Raw genomic sequence first — 18,992 nt, 5'->3', positions numbered from 1 at the left:
ATGGCATGATGGCAGATAGTCGCATTGTTAACGTCAACACACAGTGATCTTGATCCCGCGTGCCGATAACCCAGCTCCCTCTCAACAAATCTGCGTCTTCCGACCCGTGGGGAGACTTTGTCAATGTATTCCGTAGAGGGCACCTGCCGCTTCCGCAAGTATGGGCCGATGTTTTCGGCCCGCTGCGCAAGGGTGCAGTGGACGATTTCGTGATCGTCGGCCAGATAGGTCAATCACTTGACGGCAGGATAGCCACCGAATCCGGTCATTCGAAATACATCAATGGGCCGGCGGGACTTGTACATCTGCATCGGCTGAGGGCTTTGGTCGACGCTGTCATCGTTGGCGTCGGTACTGCAATTGCTGACGATCCGCAATTGACAGTGCGGCAGGTCTCGGGTCCGCAGCCCGCGCGCGTGGTTATCGATCCGAAACGACGGCTTTGCGCCGGCGCCAGGGTTTTTGCTGACGACGGCGTCAGGCGCTTGCTGATCACCGCGGAAGGCAAGGGCGGTCGGGCGCCAGCAGGTGTAGAAATCATAGCTCTGCCCGAAGTCGACGGAAAAATCCCGCCTTCGGCGATTCTCCTCGCGCTTGCTGGCTGTGGCATGCGCCGTATGTTGATCGAAGGCGGAGCCAACACGGTATCGCGCTTCCTTGCGGCTGGATGTCTCGATCGCCTGCACGTGATGGTCGCGCCGATCATTCTCGGTGCCGGCGGTCCGGGCCTGATCCTGCCGCCGCTGGAACGTGCCGATCAAGCGTCACGCATGCCTGTACGCGTGCACAAGATCGATGACGATGTGCTGTTCGATTGCGATCTCAGCGATCAACGCGTGGCACTCGGGGTTGCAAAAAAGTCGATGTGACCGACCCGTAGAGATGAGCATCCGGCCTCAACGGCGCGGCGCCGTCGCGTGAGCCAGGCGGTCGCATCGGCAAGCGGCAGCCCGCCCATCTCGTCCGAAGCATTTGCCCAACCGAGCAGAATTTCGGTTTGGATATCACGATCCTCCGGTCCCATGACCCAGTCGGCCGCGCCGTGAACGACGGAATAGCCGAGAGACTTGAATCGGGCGATCATAAACGCGGCCGCCGTCGGTCCCAGCGCCGGCCCGAATCCTTTGTCGGTAGTTTGATGCGCATTCATTCCGGCCATAACGCGTGTATCGAACAGATCGGTCGGGGTGAACCCGGTTCGTCCATCATAGCTAAGCGCCGCGTAAAATGGGATCGAGCGTGCGGCGAGCGCAAGCGCTAATCGGTCCAGCCAGGCAGCGGAGACCAGATCCAGCAAGGCCGAGGTTGCGACTAAATCGATTTCCCCATCAAGTGCGGCTTCAAGATCTCGGTTCAAGTCGAGCGGGACCACCGTCACGTCGATGTCCTTGGCCAGCGGCGTTGCCTTTGCCTGCATCAGCAGGCGAACGTCGTGATCGATCAGGTGCCAGTTCTGGCGGGCGGGCAGGCGCGGGCTCAAACTGCGCAAGGTCGAGCCAGTCCCGCAGGCGAGATCGATGACTCGCACTGCGGGAAGCGGTTTGAGAAACGTGGCGATCGCGTCGAGCACTTCCGGATTGCGTGCGCGGGCATCATAAGGCTCGCGCAAAGCCAACCACTCAGCCGAGAAACCGGTCATGTCAGCGGTTCCAGTGCACGCGCGAAGACTTCTGCTGACTGTCGCCAGGTCGGGAGCCGCGCGGCCGCCGCGCGCGAGGCACTAGCCATCCGGTCTCGCAACCCGTCGTCGCCAACAGCTTGCCGAAGCGCGCTCGCAAAGGCCGAAACATTGCCGGCGGGCACCAGCAGGCCAGCATCCGGCGGCACAGTCTCCGGGATTGCACCTGAGGTGGTGCCAATCACCGGCAGACCGTGCGCGATTGCCTCGGCATACGCCATGCCGTAGCCTTCGAAATGTGACGCGAGTACGAACAGATCCGCTTCGGCATAGAGTGCCGCCAGTTGCTCCGCTGACACCGCGCCCAGCGTTGCAATGCGATCTCCGAGCCCATGGCGCGCAATTTCGGAATCGAGCTGCGCAACGGCATGGAGATCGCGTGTGCGGTCTCCCGCGATGGTCAGCCGCCATGGCAGTTCGATGAGTGTTGCTAGGGCTGCGATCAGAATTTCATAGCCTTTGCGCGGCACCACCGCGCCCACCGAAAGCAGCCGCACAGTGCTGTCCCGGCTACCTTGCCTTAGCCGGGCTGGATCACTGCCTGGCCTCGCGACCGAAATACGCTCGGAGGGGACGTCGTACTCGGAAGCGATCAGCCGCGCCGTAGTTGCGCTGGTGACGATAACGCGCTGCACGACTGCAAGGGCCGCCTTCTCGCTCGCCCGCAATGCCTCGGCTTGTCCAGGGGATACTCCCATTTCCAGCGCGAGCGGATGATGCACCAGCGCCGTTAAGGGATTGCGGCCAGCCACTTGTGCGGCCGCTTCCGGCAATACGCCGAGCGCCAGTCCGTCAACAACAATGCTACAGCCGGCCGTCGTCGTAAGCAGCCGCATTCGCGCGCTGGCGCGTGTCGCGTGATCTGGCCAAGGAAAGCCGTCGCCTAAGTCGATGAGATCGACTCGCCAACCAAGTTGTTTGAGTTCGGCAATCATGCGTCGGTCGTAGGCGTAGCCACCTGTCGGCGTGGCAATGTCCCCCGGTACGGCGAACACCAAATGCTTTACCACAAATCCGCCTCGTACCACGCCCGCGCGACATGCGATTCGGAAAGCGTGATACGTATTCGCTTGAGCTCTCGACCATTCCGGCCGAGCTCGCCGGCGCGGGCGTCTTTAGCCAGCCGCTCGAAAATATGCTTGGTCAGAAATTCAGTAGTGGTGTTGCTGCCCTTTAATTCCGGTATTTCGTCCAGATTGCGATAGTTGAGTGGCCCCAATACAGCCTTGAGGGCTTCATGCGCGCGGCCGATGTCGATGACAATGCCATTGCTGTCGAGCGTCTCGGCGGAAAACGCTGCATCTATGACGAAAGTCGCGCCATGAAGTGCTTGCGCCGGGCCGAATATGGCGCCGCGGAAGGAGTGGGCGATCATGATATGGTCTCGAACCTCAACGGCGAACAAGGGACCTCCTCAGAGATAGCTAATGGGTTGGCAAAGTACGCCGCTGCGGGCGGCAAGAATATTCGGCAGCTGATCGGGCAACTCCCGGAAGGCGACCGGTCTGGCGAGCAACAGGTCGAGCCGCGCGTCCGCCAACAGCGCGAGTGCTGCCGCAAGTCGTCGGCCGTGCGTCCAGCGGGGCCGATGCGAGGGTGCAATCCGCCCAACCTGGCTTGATACCAGCCGCAGCCGACGGCTGTGGAAGGCACCGCCCAGTTGTGCGGTTACCGCCGAATTGCCGTACCAGCTCAATTCAACCACCGTTGCCTCCTCGCCGGCGAGCGCGAGCGCTGTGCCAAGCCCGGTCGGATTGCCACTGGCGTGAACGACCAGATCGCAGTCGCCCTTGGCGCTTTCCGGAGTTGCAAAGCTAACCCCAAATGCTTTTGCTAATTCCGCGCGCGCAGGGTTGATGTCAACAAGCGTTACCTGCGCGCCCGGGAGCCGTCCGCACAAATAGGCGACTAGGGAGCCGACCACGCCGGCGCCGACGATCGCGATGCGATCAGCGGGGGAGGGCGCCGCATCCCAGACGCCGTTGAGGGCCGTTTCCATATTTGCGGCGAGCACGGCACGCTGCGGCGGCATGTCCTTCGGCAGTACGACGGCCGCGCTCGCCCGGATATTGAATAGGTCTTGGTGAGGGTGGAGAGTGAAGATCGTGCGCCCGAGCAGGGATTCTGTCCCTTGCTCAACCCGACCGACCGTGGCGTAACCGTATTTCACCGGAAATGGAAAATCGCCACCCATGAAGGGGGCGCGCATGCGTTCGTATTCGCTCGCCGGTACTCGGCCAGCCAGCACAAGCCCCTCCGTGCCGCGGCTGATCGCACCGTAGAGCGCCCGAACGCGCAGCTCGCCTGTTTGCCGTGGTGGGAGAGTTTCCTGGCGGATTTCGACTTGTCCCGGCCCAGTGTACCAGAGCGCCTGGGCAAGTTCGTCGGTACCGCTGGTCGCCAATTACTTTACTCTCGAGCTGGAATTCCTGTACGGCTGTCGTGTTATATCATTGACTATGCATTGTCTGCCAAAACAGTAGAACCCCGCCCGCGTGTCAAAGCGCTTTCCAGTACAATCCATCCATGCAGACGCCGCCGTAAATCGCATTTTCGGACGTCGGCTGCTGTTTGCTGTCCTGTTTGCCGCCACCATGGCCGGATCGCTCGCGCTTGCGGCGGTGGCACTATCGCCCGGCGGCTTCGGCATTATAGACATCGCGCTGCTCGCGTTGTTCGCGATCACGCTACCCTGGACGGTTGCAGGATTCTGGAATGCAGTGATCGGGTTTCTGATCATGCGCGTTTCCGCAAATCCGATTGCGGCGGTTATGCCGGTGATGTCGCGCATTCAAGGCAACGAGCCGCTGACCGCGTCAACCGCGATTCTGTTGTGCATCCGCAACGAACCGCCTGAGCGGGTGATTCGGAATCTGGAGCCGATGCTGGCTGGCCTTGACCTTAGTGGCTACGGGAAACGATTTGCGCTGTATGTTCTTAGCGACAGCAGCGATGCGAGCATCGTAAGCGGCGAGGAGGCTTGTTTCGCTGCCTTGAGCGCGCGGTGGGACGATCGGGTGCCGATCACGTACCGACGACGCGTCGTTAACACAGGCTACAAGGCCGGCAATATTCGGGAGTTTTGCGACCGCTGGGGCAGCAAGCATGATTTCGCGGTGACGCTCGACGCCGACAGTTTCATGGCCGCCGATGCCATTCTCCGCTTGGTTAGAATCATGCAAGCGGATCCCGATCTCGGCATTCTTCAGGGCTTGATCGTAGGGCTTCCGTCCACCAGCGCCTTCGCGCGCGTCTTTCAATTTGGCATGCGGCTCGGTATGCGCTCCTACACCATCGGGAGCGCATGGTGGCAGGGCGATTGCGGACCCTATTGGGGCCACAACGCGATATTGCGGCTGGAGCCGTTCATCGCGCATTGCGGGCTGCCGACGCTTTCGAATGAAGGAATGGAAGACGACCATATCCTCAGCCACGACCAGATCGAGGCGGTGCTGATGCGTGCGGCCGGATTCCACGTCCGGGTGTTGCCGCAAGAGGATTTAGGTTGGGAGGAGAATCCACCAACTTTGCTCGAGTTCATCCGGCGCGATTTACGGTGGTGCCAAGGCAATATGCAGTATTGGCGGTTTTTCTCGCTTGCGGGCCTCAGGGCGGTGAGTCGTTATCAATTGGGGCTGGCCATCTGTATGTTTATCGGATCTCCCGCCTGGATCGGCTTACTTGTTCTTGGCACGCTAGGCGTCATTTTCGCTGATAGTCCGGAGGCTTTTATTCGGGCCGACGCCGGTATGGCGCTGCTGATGGGTGTGCTGGTGATGTGGTTTTCGCCAAAGATCGCAACCGCGATAGACGTTTTATTCAATCCACGACTTCGCCAGGCCTTTGGGGGCGCCGGATTATTCCTCATCAACTTCATTATCGAAACTGTGTTTTCGATCGTGCTTTGCCCGATCCTCTGGTTCGGGCACACGATCTTCCTTGCGGGCCTGATGTTCGGCCACGAAATCGGCTGGATCGGACAGACCCGTGACGATCACGCCGTGCCATTCACGCTAGCGCTGCACAATTTGTGGCCGCACACACTGCTCGGCTGGAGTGCGCTAGGCCTCTTGGCGGTGGTACAACCGGCGGCCATTCCTTACGCGCTGTTTCTCGCCGCCGGTCCGGCCCTTGCGATTCCATTCGCGATCCTGACGGCTTGGCCCTTGTTCGGCGGTCTCGCTGTCCGGGTTGGCATCGGCCGCCTGCCCGAGGAGACCACCCGGCCGGAAGTGCTGGCGGTCTTGGCGCTGCCTGCGATAACGCCAGCGACATCGTCAGCTCTGCCAAGTTCGGTGTGAGCGGTGTTCGAAGGGTTCAGCACCGCGCGAGGCGTTGTTCGTTCGCTGCGCATCTACTACGGCAACAGGTCGCGCGCGGCCGCAATGGACCGGCTATATGGCGGATTTGTTCGGCGTGGCGACCTGGTGTTTGACATCGGCGCCCATGTCGGTGACCGCGTGGCTTCCTTCCGCCGCCTGGGTGCCAGGGTAGTCGCGGTCGAGCCGCAGCCTGCGTTAGCCAGAGTGCTCAAGCTGTTTTACGGCCGCAATTCCGAAGTCTCGATTGAGACCAAGGCAGTCGGTCGCCGTGCCGGCACGATCAGCATGATGATCAACATCGATAATCCGACGGTATCGTCAGCGTCCCCTGCTTTCGTGGCTGCCGCGTGCCAAGCGCCCGGGTGGGAAGGCCAGCGGTGGACAAAGTCGGTGACCATGCCCCTCACGTCGTTGGATGTGCTGATCGACAAATACGGCACTCCTGCATTTATCAAGATCGACGTTGAAGGCTTTGAGGAAGAAGCGCTGGCGGGACTCACGCGCGCGGTCGCGGCACTATCGTTTGAGTTCACGACCATCCAGCGGGACGTCGCGCTCGCCTGCATCGAACGCTGCATCGCGATCGGTTACACGCGGTTCAACGCCGCCCTTGGCGAAACTCAGAGTTTCGCGAATGCCGAGTGGGTAGACGGCCAAGAGATCACGCGGTGGCTGACCACGCTGCCGCGTGCGGCCAATTCAGGGGACATCTATGCATCACTGGCCTGACGGCGAGCGGCGCGTCGGGTCGCGGTCGTATCTCGCGATAACTGCGCTGATCGCAGCAGGATACGCGCTGACGCTGCTGATCTTCTATCCCGGCATCATGACTTTCGATGCCAAATTTGTTTACGAGTACATCGCAAGAGGAGTGCTGGGTGATTGGCAATCCCCGCTCATGACCTTGTTGTGGAGCCTGATCGATCCGATTGCGCCCGGTTCGGGCAGCATGTTCCTGCTGATCGCGACCTCTTACTGGCTTGGATTTGGGCTGCTGGCGTTCGCGGCGGCACGCCGCTCGATAGGTATCGCCCTTTTTCTACCGCTATTCGCGCTGATGCCCCCGGCTTTTGTATTTGTCGGAATTATCTGGCGGGATGTGCTGTTTGCGCTCACCTGGCTGCTGGCCGCGGTAATTACCTACGCTGCCGGCCAACGTGGCACGCGGGTTTGCGTGCCGGCGCAAGCGTTGGGACTAGCGCTCTGCGCTTTCGGCGTCTTGCTCCGTCCAAATGCGCTAGTCGCGGCGCCAATCCTTGCTGCTTACATCGTCTGGCCGTCGCGGCTGTCGCTGAGACGCACGGCGATCCTGTTCGTCCCTGCGATGCTCGCGTTTTTTGCTTTGGTGCAGGTCGTTTATTACGGGGTGCTGGGCGCAACGCGACAACATCCATTGCAGACGATCATGGTTTTCGACCTCGGCGGTATCAGCCATTTCGCCAAGCAGAATCAGTTCCCGGTAACCTGGAGCGATTCTGAAAGCACAATGCTCCTGAACACCTGCTACCAGCCGACCGAGTGGGACATCTATTGGCGGCTCAAGCCCTGCGATTTTGTGATGCGCAAAGTCGAAAAGGAGCAGGGTCTTTTCGGCACAGCGGTCGTTCGCGACGCTTGGATGCTGGCCGTGATGCGCCATCCATTAGCCTATCTCCGCCATCGCGCGGCTTTCATGTGGAATTTCCTGGGTGGTGAAAATCCCACCATGTGGCTTGCCGATCTCGACCATTGGACTGAGACGGTGTTTCCGGATCGCACCGCCTTTGTCGCGCTGGTCTCGGTCCATAATTTGCTTAAGCCAACGCCGCTGTTCCGGACTGGTTCGTGGTTGCTGATATGCCTCATCGTTTGCGGGGTCTCGTGGAGACGGCGCTCGACGCCGGAGGGCGCCTTCGCCTTCGGTGTATGCGGGTCGTCAGCGGTGTACGTGCTCAGTTTCTTTGCAGTGGGCGTCGCCTCCGATTTTCGCTATGGCTATTGGGCGGTGCTCGCCGGCATCGCCGGTGGCGCTGTCGCCGTACTCGGCCGCTCTACTTCCAAGGTGCCGGTGAAATCTACTCGCGAGTACCCTAGAGAATCTTGACAAGGCAGCCGAGCTATTTGCCGGCGGTCGGCACTGCCGAAACCGTCCATGCCTTGTAGTCGGCTTCAGAGACGCTGGGCAGCTTTTTCAGAAAGGCGACGATCGACCAGATCTCGTCGTCTTTGGCGCCCGCCTGCGCGAAGCTTGGCATGCCGGTCATGTTGATGCCGTTCTTCACGACCCAAAACAATTGCGACGGAGACAGGTCATTGACGACGTCCTTCAAATCTGGCGGATCCGGATGTAGCCCCTCCGAGAACTTGGCCCAACTGACGCCCGGGCCGCCGTGGCATGTCGGGCAGCCCTGTGCGGCGAACGCTTTGGCGCCGGCTTGCACACTTGCGGGTTCATTGATTGATGCTGGGGGCTGATCTTGCGCGTGGCGATCGATGGAAGCCGTGCGTATTCGGCTCAGGCTCCAACTGACGACGCTGGTATCTTCGGCGGTGCCCGCCACACTATAAAAGCCGCCGAAAAAGAACACCGCTGCGCCGATTGCGACAATGATTGCCAGTGCGCCAATCACCGCAAGAATACGCATGTTAGCCTCCCAATGTGTTCGTCTGGTTCGAGCCAAGCGCGAAATAGTACATCAAGTGGGAAATAAAGCATCGGCGATTGGGTTTCGTAAGTTACGATCTCGTGACGGCAGTTGCGCGCAGCGGCGAGGCGTCTTGCAGAGGGGATTCATTGGCCGCATGACAGCAGGGCTGGCGAAGCTGAGCGAACGAAGTCGTAGCCGGGCAGGCCCGCGCTAGCATGTCGTCGAACGCTGCCATGTTGCTGAACCGTCTCGTGCCCGGACGCGCAAGCGCCCGTTACGGCAAGCAGGTGCTGTGCCTTCTCGCTAGCCTTCATGTGGTTGCTCTGATGATGCTGGTCGCCACCGAGTCCGATCTCGTTGCGAAGGCCGCGTTCCTGCTGGTTTGGGCCGCCCTCAATTGCTTGTGGCTTGCATTGATTCGTCGTCCGACGGTCGCAGCGTTGATTTCGCTCGAATTCGTCATCGCGCTCACGCTGCTCTCGCGGTTCAAGTACGACAAACTCTGGATGACGCTCGATTTCGTCGACGTGATGATCGTCGACCGGGATACGTCAGCATTTCTGCTGGCGGCGTTTCCCTCATTACGGGGATGGATCGCGCTCGCGGCCGCGGGCACCGGCGCGCTCCTGATCGTGATTTGGCGGATCGATGAGTACCGCGTGCGCGTGAGCTCAGCCCTTCTCGGTGGTTCATTCTCGATGATCGCGCTCATCGTGCTCTCACTGTCATTTCCAACCGAACTTCATGAGGATTTCGTCAGCCAGGATTACGTTTCAAAATTCGCGCGCACAGGCGTGGAGGCGATTCATGAATTTGCGTCACACGGATACCTCGACTCCGAAGCGGGCCTAGCTGAAAGCCTGAAGACGACCTCGGCGGCCCGCCATCCCTCGCGCCGGCTGCCGAACATCATTTTGTTGCACGATGAATCCAGTTTCGACGTCACGGCCGCGCCCGGGATCAAGGTGCCGGAGGGCTATCACAATCATTTTCGATCGATGGACGGAAAGGCGCGCAAACTTTTGGTTGAGGGTATTGGCGGACCAAGCTGGTTCGCAGAATACAACGTACTTACGGGACTATCGGTCCGCTCATATGGACGTTTCGCCACGTCGGTCACCAGGATCGCCGCCGGCCGGGTCGGTCGTGGACTGCCGCGCTCATTGAGCCATTGCGGCTATCGCAGCTTCAGCCTGTATCCGTTCTACGGCTCTTTTCTCGGTTCACGTGCTTTCCAAACCAGTGTCGGCGTAGAAAATTACATGGACATGGTCGCACTCGGCACGCGTGACTTCGAGGCCGACAGTTTTTATTTCGATCAAGCCATCAAGATTATCGAACGCGAGCGCGGCAGCGCTCCGCTATTTCTATACGTTTACACCGTCGCCAACCATTTCCCTTGGGACAAGCGCCTGCGTCCAGAGCTTACTCCGAACTGGCGCGATCTGGGCAATGGCCCCGAAGTCGATGAATACATACGTCGTCAGACAATGACCGCGCATGACTACAGGCGCTTGCTGGACCGATTGGCGCAACGATTTCCGACCGAGCCGTTCCTGATCGTGCGTTATGGTGATCATCAGCCGCAGTTTGGTGCGCGTATCATCGACCCGTCGCTCAGTTCGCGGGCGTTTGCGCAACATCTCGAACAATCGGACCCGCGATACTTGACCACTTATTATGCCATCGATGCCGTGAACTTCACGCCGGTCGATCTATCCTCTGCTCTCGACACGCTGGATGCCCCGTATTTGCCTTTGGTGATCGAAGATGCAGCCGGCGTGCCGCTCGATCCGAGCTTTTCGGAACAAAGAAATATCCTCCAGCGCTGCAACGGCCTGTTCTATAGCTGCGCGCACGGTGCGGAGGCCCGGCGCTTCAATCGGCTTCTGATCCAGGCTGGCGCGATCAAAGGCTTTTAGGCGCGGTTCTTCGACCGACTGAAATTCCCGCTAGTGCTTACTCGACCTAGCGACGGCTTATCGTCACGTCCGCGCTGCCGACATTGTTGGAATAGAATACGCCTTCCAGTCCTGGCACCCCAAGCACCGCGTCATTGACGAAGAGAAAGAGCTCGCCGTCGCGGGTTGCGCGCAAGACTTCGTCGATTGAATGGTCCTTCGGATCGGGATCGAGAAAACTTTCCTCACCGCCGAGGGCGCCTGTTCGTGCCACCACCCTAAACCATGGCCTGGTCAATTCGCGCCGCATCGGGAGGGCGAAAACCATTGCAATCTTCTGCGCAAATGTAGGCGCGTCGAGGCTGCTGAATCCGGCAGGGCTGGTTTCGATGTCGCGGTCATACCAATGCGGTTCGCGCGATTTGACCGTGATGGCGTAGCGGCCGCCATTCTCTAGGAGGATGCCGGTAGCGTGACAGACAGAGGATGCGTCAAATGACAAATTTCTCGTTTCCCCTTTTCTCATTGTGCTGGGACCAGGGCTTTCGGTGCAAACAAATCCGGCATCGTCAAGCACAATATAAGCGAGGTGATTGACGAGCATGAGGCCCGCATAGACAAAGAAGATGACTGAGACCGCCGGTCCGACCTGAAATTTCCAATGCTTCTTTGCAGCAATGTACGGGCCGCTCGTTCGCAAGCGATAGATCCAGCTGTCAGGATCGCCGGCGACAACGAGCCCGGCTAGCACCGACTCTTGCCAGATCGCACCCATGTCGCTCTTGATGCGTGCCGCGAGCGACATCCCGAGCGCGGTGAACGCGATGACAATCGCGAGGAGGCCGGCAAACATTATGGGGCTTCGCGCGTATCCGTTCAGCCACGGGTCCGCCATGGCTGGCAGGAAGGATCCTGCCAAGCGGATCAGATCGGAGAGCCAGCGAACGGGACTCGAGAATTCATCGGAAGCCGGGAGACTTCTCAGGAGCGGGAATATTAGCAGGGCGCCCGTTGCCAAAACCGTGACAAAATATACGGCTCGGCGGAGCCAGACCGTGTTCCAGACGGATTCCTGCGCCTTCTCACGCCCCTGACGGGACGACGCAGATTCATACGGATTGGCCGAAGCTGGAATAATCTGACCGGCATCAGTAACCACCTCATATTCTGCAGGGATCCCGAGCGGCGCGGTGGGATGAGCATTACTTTGAATGCGCTTGAATACACTCTCGTGAATCTTCGGCAGTCGAATGAGGACCGCGTCACCAGGCTTTTTTGAAAACTTCTCGTTGCACAGCTCCGCCAGTTTACGCGGACCGTAGCGATAGTAGCTGCCGAACCCGCTGCGTGAATCGTAGATCCGTCCGTCCTTGTCGCGGGCGGCCTTGGTGTTGACCATGCTGTCGGGGTCAGCATCGGGCGCCGTCTTGAACCGCAGCCCGCATTGCCGCGCCTCGGACATGATCCAGTATTGCGGAATATGCGCCAGGGAATCATCCGGATAGCCGCCGCCCACATTAGAATGCATTCCCGAAAACCAGACCTGGCTAATTCTTTCGCTGGGTAGGGGCCGCGGCTGGCCCGTATCTGGCGGGGGCTGCGCACTTTCATCCCATAACACTGGATGGAATGTCGTTCGCTCGTCATCCAGCGCCAGTGCGTGACAAGCACGCTGTACTCGAGGATCGAGTACCCGGTTCGGCAATTCGAGCGGCCAGATCCACCTGCTTACTCCGCGGGTCATTTCATCAACCGGCAGCCCGTAAGCGGCGACCGTGTCCCAAAGCCCGAGAAAGCGGATGCTGCTGACCGTCCTGTTATTGGCGGCTGCGGTCGGAGGTGGCGTTGTATAGTTGCTGTTGAATATCTCCCACCAGACGGTGTGATATTTTCGGCTGTGATAGTCTTTGTATGCGGCTCTCGCCAGCCGATCCAAATCGATCTCATTGTCGGCCTGGACGAGGCCTTGGTCGAGAATGAGGCCTACTACCACTCGAATGGTGAAGGCGCCGCGGCTAAATCCAAACCCAAATATCTCGTCTTCGTCGCTCCGGTAATTCCGGCAGACGAATTTGTAGATGTCGATGACATTCCGTTTCAGGCCGTAGCCGAAAGCGCCCCCAAGCATCGCGAGTGGTTTGAAGCTGGAAGTGCCCACGCCATCATCGTAGAAGGCCACCTGATCAGAACCGGACAAATCGATCGCATCAAATGTTCGCCAGACGTTTGTGCGCCACAACGCGGCCGAGGAGTTTCCTGTGCCATCAGAAAGCACGACGATTTTCCTGCCCATCGCCTGGTTCTCCCGAATCCGAAACTGCTGTCGCCGGACACGTTGAGTTTGGAGCTTATGCGCTTCGAGCAACGATCAATATGAAATGCCTCACATGAATACGACGGGACAAGGCCGCCATGACGATGCGAAGAGGCAGTTTTTTCCGAGTCCTGGTGCTGGCGAGCATCGTATCACTTTTTGCCTCTCGCCAGAGAAACTGTGATTCCGACTAACAGGCGGGATCTGTCCGCTCCTGCAGCCGCGCATTTGGTTCCGCCAAGGCGCGTTCCTGAATGAACCCGATCGAGCCACCGAGCGACTTAAGAAGACAGGCAAGTGCGGGCCGCAATTCATGACACTTCCCCATGGAAATCCACGCTGGACGAATACTGAATGGCGTACTGAACTGGAGAAGGCCCACAATTCGGCAAGAGACAAGTGGGGCGCGTACCTGTCCGACTTGGCCCTCGCTTATTGGGACGCCTATAAAAACGTCAGCAATACACTGCAGGCAATCGAAGCGCTGAGAAAATCAAAGGAACAGCAAGCGCAGCTGTTTTGGTCCGTGATCCTGCCAGCAGTCGCTGGCGGGTTCATTGGAGGAATCGTTAGCCTTCGCTTGAAAGCAGTTCTCAGCGAGTCAGGCATCAAGTTTGTGGAACACTCGCTCCTGGTTGATACGGGCAAGACGGTGGCGTCGGATTTGTCAAAATATGGGACGAGGCAAATTGAAGCAGCCTATCAGGGTGCGGTCGATGCAAACCCATGGAAGCCTGCTTCCGTCGATCCAGCCCAATTTGCCGAGATCCTCAGGAATACGATGTCGCACTCTATGGTTCAGATCGATGATGCGCTTATCGCTTCCCAGAAATCGTCGCCTCAAAGCTATAGGAACCAGATGATGGTGCTTTACAACAGCCCCTTCATTTGGAATGCGCCCGACGAAAGTGATCTGGTTAAGTGGAAGGCTGAGCTGTGGCGTCCGCTGGAGGTGTTCCTTTGGGTGGACTGGGCCAACCATCGGGACACCCAATACTGGCTGAAACGGATTATGGGGGTGACGGATTCCGATTATTCGGTCGACTCTGACTATGACGAAGAGCTTTGGGAACTGAATTCAATTCTCGATCGCTTCAAGGAATGCAGGGTCCCCGCGCAATACGTTACACAGTCGGTTCGAAGTTACCGTCACACCGTAGGAGACTCGGTGCAAACTCGGACGGCGCATCCGATCCTGAATATACTTTGGGTCAGACACCTCGCTTCGCATTATCAAGGTACGTTCCTTGGGGAGTTATTGAAGCGCATTCCGCCCGGCGGTGTGGCGCAGCGGCCGTGGTCCGTAAATCTGGGCCTTAGGCCAGGGTCATATAAGTTGATGTGATACCGATAGCGTTGCGGGCCGGTAAGCAACCGGGCTTCGGATCGCTGTGTGCGATGAGCTTGGACTCAGCGCCGGCGGCGCGGTGTGCCTGGCTGGGGAACTAGGATTCGAACCTAGACAAACAGAGTCAGAGTCTGTTGTGCTACCGTTACACCATTCCCCAATATTTTCAGCTACTTACCGGTAGTTTCGGTAGCTTCTTCGACGGATTGGCAAGTCCGGCGCGGGCGTGTGCCCTTCTACTCGTTTGGTCCGGTCATTGGCAAGCACTGGCTCGGTAGCGCTCGGGAGGGATGTGGTAAGCCCTACGGCGATTTCGCAGCGCTTTGCATGGCCGGTTAAATAGCATCGGCGCGCGTGCTGCCGAGCCGCGTCGAGTTGGCCTCGTCGGAAAAGTGCTCCCCTGGCTTGCGCCTCGCCGTTACTTAACGTGACACAGCGGGAGCTCGAAAGCGGCGGTTCAATCTGTGCCTTGCTGCTGATCGATGCGCCGGCCCAGCGATGAAAGGGAGCAACGGCTCAGAGAGCGCCAACTTGCCGATGCCAACCGGGCGTGCAATGCTTGGAGGGCCAAAGAGTTAGGGAAGCGGCGGGCGGTATATCGGGCCTTGTCCGGCCTTCAGAACCTGACATCGGGTGGTATTTCGGAGCGATCAACATGAAGTTCAACCATATCCTCGGGCTGCTTTGCGCCGCCTCGATTTCCATTTTCGTGGCAGGCAGTACATCGGCGCAGGACAAGACCGTCAAAATCGGCGCAATTTTTCCGATGACGGGCAACGCGGCAAGCGCGGGCGTCCATGCCAAGGCCGCAATCGAGACCGCGTTGGACATCATCAACAATGCGCATCCCGAGTTGGGCAACTTTCCGCTGGCGAAGAACGCGGGGCTCGCCGGCCTTGGCGGCGCGAAAGTAGAAGTGGTATTCGCCGACAATCAGGGCAGCCCCGCGACCGGACAGAACCAGGCGCTGCGGCTGATTACGGAAGAAAAGGTCGTCGCGCTGACCGGCGCCTATCAGTCGGGCATCACTTTGACGACAAGTGCGATCGCCGAAAAATATGGAATTCCGTTTGTCAACGGAGAGTCGGTAGCAGCTAACCTCACGGAGCGCGGCTTCAAATGGTTTTTCCGCGTCACGCCGATTGCTTCGGACTTCGCCAAAATCTACTACGACTTCCTGAATGATATGAAAGCAACGGGTGTCAAGACCGACAGCGTCGCCCTGGTCCACGACAACACCGAATATGGTACCTCGGTTGCGACCGTGATCACCAGCGTGTTCAAGGAAAAAGGCCGGAGCGCGCCTATCGATATCGCCTATGCTGCCAATGCAACCGACGTGCAGAGCCAGGTCTTGCAACTGAAGGAGAAGAAGCCCGATGTGGTGATCATGGTCACTTACACTTCGGATGCGATCCTGTTTGCGAAAACCATGCAGGCACTCGACTACAAACCGCCGATGCTCCTTGCCGATGACGCCGGGTATTCCGATCCGTCCTTCATCAAGGCAGTTGGTAAAATTTCGGTCGGCGCATTCAATCGATCGTCGTGGAGCGTCGGACCCCCGGGCTCGCCGACGGCCATCATCGCTGAAATGTACAAGAAGAAGAGCGGCGATGAGATGGACGATACCGCCGGACGTCAGATGCAAGCCTTCTTCGTGCTGGCGGATGCGATTGATCGGGCCGGCTCAACCGAACCGGCCAAAATCCAGGCGGCGCTGAAGGCAACCGACCTGAAGCCGGATCAACTGATGATGGGTTACAAGGGCATCAAGTTTGACGACAAGGGCCAGAACGTGCTCGCCGCCGGCGTCATTATTCAGCTGCAGGACGGCGAAAATTATGTCGCCGTCTGGCCAAAGGCCAACGCGCAGAAAACAGCGGTCATGCCCTATAAAGGCTGGTGACAGATTCGAGGGCGGGGCGATGGTCCCGCCCTTGGTCATATTGCAATCCCCTTAGCTGAATTCTCGAGATCCCGTCGCCGACATGTCCACTATCCTTGCGCAGGTGATTGTCGGGGGACTTTTGCTCGGCGCTATTTACGCTTTGTTTTCCTCGGGCCTGACGCTGGTTTGGGGAATGATGAACATCGTCAATTTCGCGCATGGCGATTTCGTCATGCTTGGCATGTACGTCGCATACGTGGTCTGGAGCTTGTTCGGCGCCGGTCCTCTGCTCGGGGCACCCTTGGCGGCGCTGCTGCTGGCGACGGTTGGGATTGTGGTCTATTTCGGATTGATCCGCGAGATCATGAAAGGCCCGATGCTGGCGCAGATTCTCGGCACGTTCGGGCTCGCGCTGCTGCTGCGCTATTCGGCTTTCTGGTGGTTCGGTGCCAATTTCCTTACGCTGCCTGAGAATATCGTTGGCGGCACGTTTGATATTCTCGGGTTGCGTATTCAGGCCTCGCGCCTGTTGGCCGGCGTCGTGGCCTTGCTGGTCACGCTTGGGCTGCATCTGCTGCTGACGCGGACCTCGCTCGGTTCGAAGATGCTGGCGGTCGCGGAAGATTCCACCGCGGCGCAACTGATGGGCATCCGGCCCGATACCATGCAGGCGATTGCCTGGGCCATTGCCGCCGGAGCAACCGGAATTGCCGGCGCACTGATCGCGACGTTCTTTTACATTGTTCCGACCGTCGGCGAGACTCTCGCCATCGTCGCCTTCGTAACGGTGTCATTGGGCGGCTTCGGCAGCGTGCCTGGCGCGCTGATGGCAGGATTGTTGATTGGCGTCATCGAATCCTTGTCGGCCTATCTGATCGGCGCAGTTTACAAAGACATTGTGGTCTATTCCCTGTTCCTCGGCTTTCTCTGGTTCCGGCCGCAGGGCCTGATGGGCAAAACGTGATGCGGCGCTTCGTTTGGGGCTCGGTGGCGCTGGCGCTGGTGCTGGCTTATCCGCTGTTGTTCTCGAGCCCATTTCAGCAGCGGCTTGGCGCGCTGGTGCTGCTTTATGCGATCGCGGCATCAGCCTGGAACATCGTGGGCGGCTATGCCGGGCAGGTATCGGTTGGACACGTGGTGTTTTTCGGCTGCGGCGCCTATTCGGCCATGGGGGCTTACGCGCATTTTGGGCTGTCGCCGCTGGTCGGAATCCCAGCAGGTATCGTTATCAGTGTCGCGATTTCTGCCGTGGTCGGTGTTCCCACCCTACGGCTATCCGGGCATTATTTCAGCATGGCCACGATTGCCGTCGCCGAACTCGCTCGCCTGATCGTCACCAACACCGACTATCTTGGAGCCGGTGTGGGATTGAGCGGCCCCACGGTGCCGCGCAACGTATTCGATCTCTCGTTCATCTCCGCGCTCCCGTACTACTACGTGTTTCTTGCGGTGCTTGCGATTACACTCGGCATCACTTGGTGGATGGCCAGCAACCGAATGGGATTTTACCTGCGCGCCATCAGGGATTCCGAACGCGCAGCGCGTTCGCTTGGCGCGCCGGCAAGCCGCACCAAGCTGTACGCTTTCATGCTGAGCGCCGGACTGACCAGCGTTGCCGGCGCGCTCTACGCGATGATGTTCGGTTTCGTCGATCCGGAATCGGGACTGGGCATTCTGATCTCGGTGAAAATTCTGATCATGGCGGCGCTGGGCGGCGCCGGGCTGCTGTTCGGACCGTTGGTCGGCGCTGCAATTCTGGTGCCGCTGGAAGAAATCTCCAATAATCTGCTTGGCGGCAAGGGCGCGGGCCTGACGTTCGTCGTATACGGCGCCATTATTGTGCTGATCGCCCGGTTTCAGCCGGGCGGCATTCTGACGTTGATCAAGCGTCTTTGGACAAGGCCCCGCAAAGCGCCCGCGAGCATGGCCGTTCCGGGAGCAAGCCATGCTCCTTGAAGCCCGAGATGTGACCAAGGCGTTCGGCAGCTTCAAGGCGGTTGACAGCGCCTCGGTAACCCTGGAGCAGGGCGACATCCTCGGGCTGATTGGCCCCAACGGCGCCGGCAAATCAACGTTCTTCAATTGTCTAACCGGTGATCTCCTGTCTTCGTCCGGCCAAGTGTTTTTCCAAGGCCAAGACATCACCAATCTCGCGCCGGAAGTGCGCGCGCATTTGGGTATCGCCCGCTCATTTCAGGTGCCGCAAACGTTTGAAGGCATGTCGGTGCTGGAGAACGTGATGATCGGAGCATTTTTGCGCAGCTCCCATCGTGCCGAGGCGGAAGCACGCGCGCGCGCGGTGCTTGACCGCGTCGGCATGAGCAGGCTCGCCGATGCGCCGGCCCGGTCGCTTGGTACACCCGGCCGAAAGCGGCTGGAGATCGCGCGCGCTCTCGCTACCGAGCCCAAGGTGCTGTTGCTTGATGAAGCGATGGCGGGCCTGACGCTCCGGGAGGTACAGCTCGCGATTGATCTGGTGCGCGACATCCATCGCTCCGGCATCACGCTCGTGATTGTCGAGCACATCATGGAAGTGATCATGTCGCTCGCCACCCGCGTGGTGGTGTTTCACCAGGGTCGCGAGATCGCGCGCGGAAGCCCGCGTGAAGTAACCGGCAATCCAGCCGTCATCGAAGCCTATTTGGGCAAGCGTGCCGCCAAGGCGGCCGCAGGCCATACACCGATCGAGCTAATGGGCGGCCCTCCGAAATGAGCGCGCCCCTGCTCAAAATTGAGCATCTTGAAGTCCGCTATGGCGACCTGATCGGCGTATCCGACGTCTCGCTTGAAGTGCCCGAGGGCAGTGTGGTGGCACTGCTCGGTTCGAATGGCGGAGGCAAGACAACCACGCTCAACGCGATCGCGGGTCTGATTCCGATGCACTCCGGCTCCATCGCCTTTCGGGGCGGCG

17 protein-coding genes and 1 tRNA gene are annotated in these 18,992 nt (G+C 59.3%); 11 read left to right on the top strand and 7 right to left on the bottom strand.

Going from position 1 to position 18,992, the window contains the following annotated elements:
- Window positions 1-59: 59 nt before the first annotated feature.
- Window positions 60-869: a RibD family protein gene (locus VJV58_RS12175; protein WP_324137597.1), complete on the top strand. Its 810-nt coding sequence runs from the start codon at window positions 60-62 to the stop codon at window positions 867-869.
- On the opposite strand, the gene VJV58_RS12170 is transcribed toward VJV58_RS12175, so the two are convergent.
- The 4 genes from VJV58_RS12170 to VJV58_RS12155 are packed head-to-tail and all read right to left on the bottom strand — an operon-like array spanning window position 830 to window position 4,082.
- Complete coding sequence (locus VJV58_RS12170; RefSeq protein WP_324137596.1) at window positions 830-1,639, bottom strand: class I SAM-dependent methyltransferase; 810 nt, start codon at window positions 1,637-1,639, stop codon at window positions 830-832. The two genes, VJV58_RS12175 and VJV58_RS12170, sit on opposite strands and share 40 nt — an antisense overlap.
- A complete protein-coding gene (locus VJV58_RS12165) occupies window positions 1,636-2,688 on the bottom strand; it encodes a glycosyltransferase family 4 protein (protein WP_324137595.1) in 1,053 nt (350 codons plus the stop codon). The genes VJV58_RS12170 and VJV58_RS12165 overlap by 4 nt, the downstream gene beginning before the upstream one ends.
- On the bottom strand, window positions 2,682-3,083 hold the full coding sequence (locus VJV58_RS12160; protein ID WP_324137594.1) for a 6-carboxytetrahydropterin synthase: 402 nt from the start codon (window positions 3,081-3,083) through the stop codon (window positions 2,682-2,684). Before VJV58_RS12160 ends, VJV58_RS12165 begins: the two co-directional genes overlap by 7 nt.
- 9 nt (window positions 3,084-3,092) lie before the next feature.
- Window positions 3,093-4,082, bottom strand: coding sequence for a zinc-binding alcohol dehydrogenase (locus tag VJV58_RS12155; RefSeq protein WP_324137593.1), 990 nt, complete (start codon window positions 4,080-4,082; stop codon window positions 3,093-3,095).
- 91 nt (window positions 4,083-4,173) lie between these two features.
- Between VJV58_RS12155 and mdoH the strand changes: the two genes are divergently transcribed.
- The 3 genes from mdoH to VJV58_RS12140 are packed head-to-tail and all read left to right on the top strand — an operon-like array spanning window position 4,174 to window position 8,083.
- Window positions 4,174-5,979, top strand: coding sequence for a glucans biosynthesis glucosyltransferase MdoH (gene mdoH, locus VJV58_RS12150; protein WP_324137592.1), 1,806 nt, complete (start codon window positions 4,174-4,176; stop codon window positions 5,977-5,979).
- Between the two features lie 3 nt (window positions 5,980-5,982).
- A complete protein-coding gene (locus tag VJV58_RS12145; RefSeq protein WP_324137591.1) occupies window positions 5,983-6,729 on the top strand; it encodes an FkbM family methyltransferase in 747 nt (248 codons plus the stop codon).
- Entirely contained in the window at window positions 6,713-8,083 is a 1,371-nt protein-coding gene (locus tag VJV58_RS12140) for a hypothetical protein (protein ID WP_324137590.1), read from the top strand. Before VJV58_RS12145 ends, VJV58_RS12140 begins: the two co-directional genes overlap by 17 nt.
- A 13-nt stretch (window positions 8,084-8,096) precedes the next feature.
- On the opposite strand, the gene VJV58_RS12135 is transcribed toward VJV58_RS12140, so the two are convergent.
- The gene (locus VJV58_RS12135) at window positions 8,097-8,624 is read right to left on the bottom strand and encodes a cytochrome c (RefSeq protein ID WP_324137589.1); all 528 of its coding nucleotides are present in this window, start codon (window positions 8,622-8,624) and stop codon (window positions 8,097-8,099) included.
- Between the two features lie 218 nt (window positions 8,625-8,842).
- Between VJV58_RS12135 and VJV58_RS12130 the strand changes: the two genes are divergently transcribed.
- Entirely contained in the window at window positions 8,843-10,549 is a 1,707-nt protein-coding gene (locus tag VJV58_RS12130; RefSeq protein ID WP_324137588.1) for a sulfatase-like hydrolase/transferase, read from the top strand.
- 46 nt (window positions 10,550-10,595) lie between these two features.
- Here the strand turns inward: VJV58_RS12130 and VJV58_RS12125 are convergent, their stop codons facing one another.
- Window positions 10,596-12,821, bottom strand: a complete 2,226-nt coding sequence (locus VJV58_RS12125; protein WP_324137587.1) for a DUF2235 domain-containing protein — start codon at window positions 12,819-12,821, stop codon at window positions 10,596-10,598.
- Window positions 12,822-13,155: 334 nt separating this feature from the next.
- On the opposite strand from VJV58_RS12125, the gene VJV58_RS12120 reads away from it, so the two are divergent.
- Window positions 13,156-14,187: a hypothetical protein gene (locus VJV58_RS12120; protein WP_324137586.1), complete on the top strand. Its 1,032-nt coding sequence runs from the start codon at window positions 13,156-13,158 to the stop codon at window positions 14,185-14,187.
- An 89-nt stretch (window positions 14,188-14,276) separates the two neighbouring features.
- On the opposite strand, the gene VJV58_RS12115 is transcribed toward VJV58_RS12120, so the two are convergent.
- Window positions 14,277-14,350 (bottom strand) — tRNA-Gln (locus VJV58_RS12115).
- A 495-nt stretch (window positions 14,351-14,845) separates the two neighbouring features.
- Between VJV58_RS12115 and VJV58_RS12110 the strand changes: the two genes are divergently transcribed.
- The 5 genes from VJV58_RS12110 to VJV58_RS12090 all read left to right on the top strand — a co-directional run.
- Window positions 14,846-16,099, top strand: coding sequence for an ABC transporter substrate-binding protein (locus tag VJV58_RS12110; protein ID WP_324137585.1), 1,254 nt, complete (start codon window positions 14,846-14,848; stop codon window positions 16,097-16,099).
- A gap of 82 nt (window positions 16,100-16,181) precedes the next feature.
- Window positions 16,182-17,045: a branched-chain amino acid ABC transporter permease gene (locus tag VJV58_RS12105; RefSeq protein WP_324137584.1), complete on the top strand. Its 864-nt coding sequence runs from the start codon at window positions 16,182-16,184 to the stop codon at window positions 17,043-17,045.
- Window positions 17,045-18,037 (top strand): branched-chain amino acid ABC transporter permease, encoded by a 993-nt coding sequence (locus VJV58_RS12100; RefSeq protein ID WP_324137583.1) that lies wholly within the window; start codon window positions 17,045-17,047, stop codon window positions 18,035-18,037. Before VJV58_RS12105 ends, VJV58_RS12100 begins: the two co-directional genes overlap by 1 nt.
- Window positions 18,027-18,794 carry an ABC transporter ATP-binding protein gene (locus VJV58_RS12095; protein ID WP_324137582.1) on the top strand — a complete coding sequence of 256 codons (768 nt, stop codon included), beginning with the start codon at window positions 18,027-18,029 and terminating at the stop codon, window positions 18,792-18,794. Before VJV58_RS12100 ends, VJV58_RS12095 begins: the two co-directional genes overlap by 11 nt.
- On the top strand, window positions 18,791-18,992 hold a 202-nt coding region (locus VJV58_RS12090), incomplete at its 3' end, for an ATP-binding cassette domain-containing protein (RefSeq protein WP_324137581.1). The genes VJV58_RS12095 and VJV58_RS12090, both read left to right, overlap by 4 nt.

It is taken from the genome of Bradyrhizobium sp. (genome assembly GCF_035273305.1).
Taxonomy (GTDB): Bacteria; Pseudomonadota; Alphaproteobacteria; order Rhizobiales; family Xanthobacteraceae; genus Bradyrhizobium.
The sequence above is the reverse complement of the archived record's forward strand: the minus strand, read 5'-3'. Positions and strand labels throughout refer to the sequence as shown.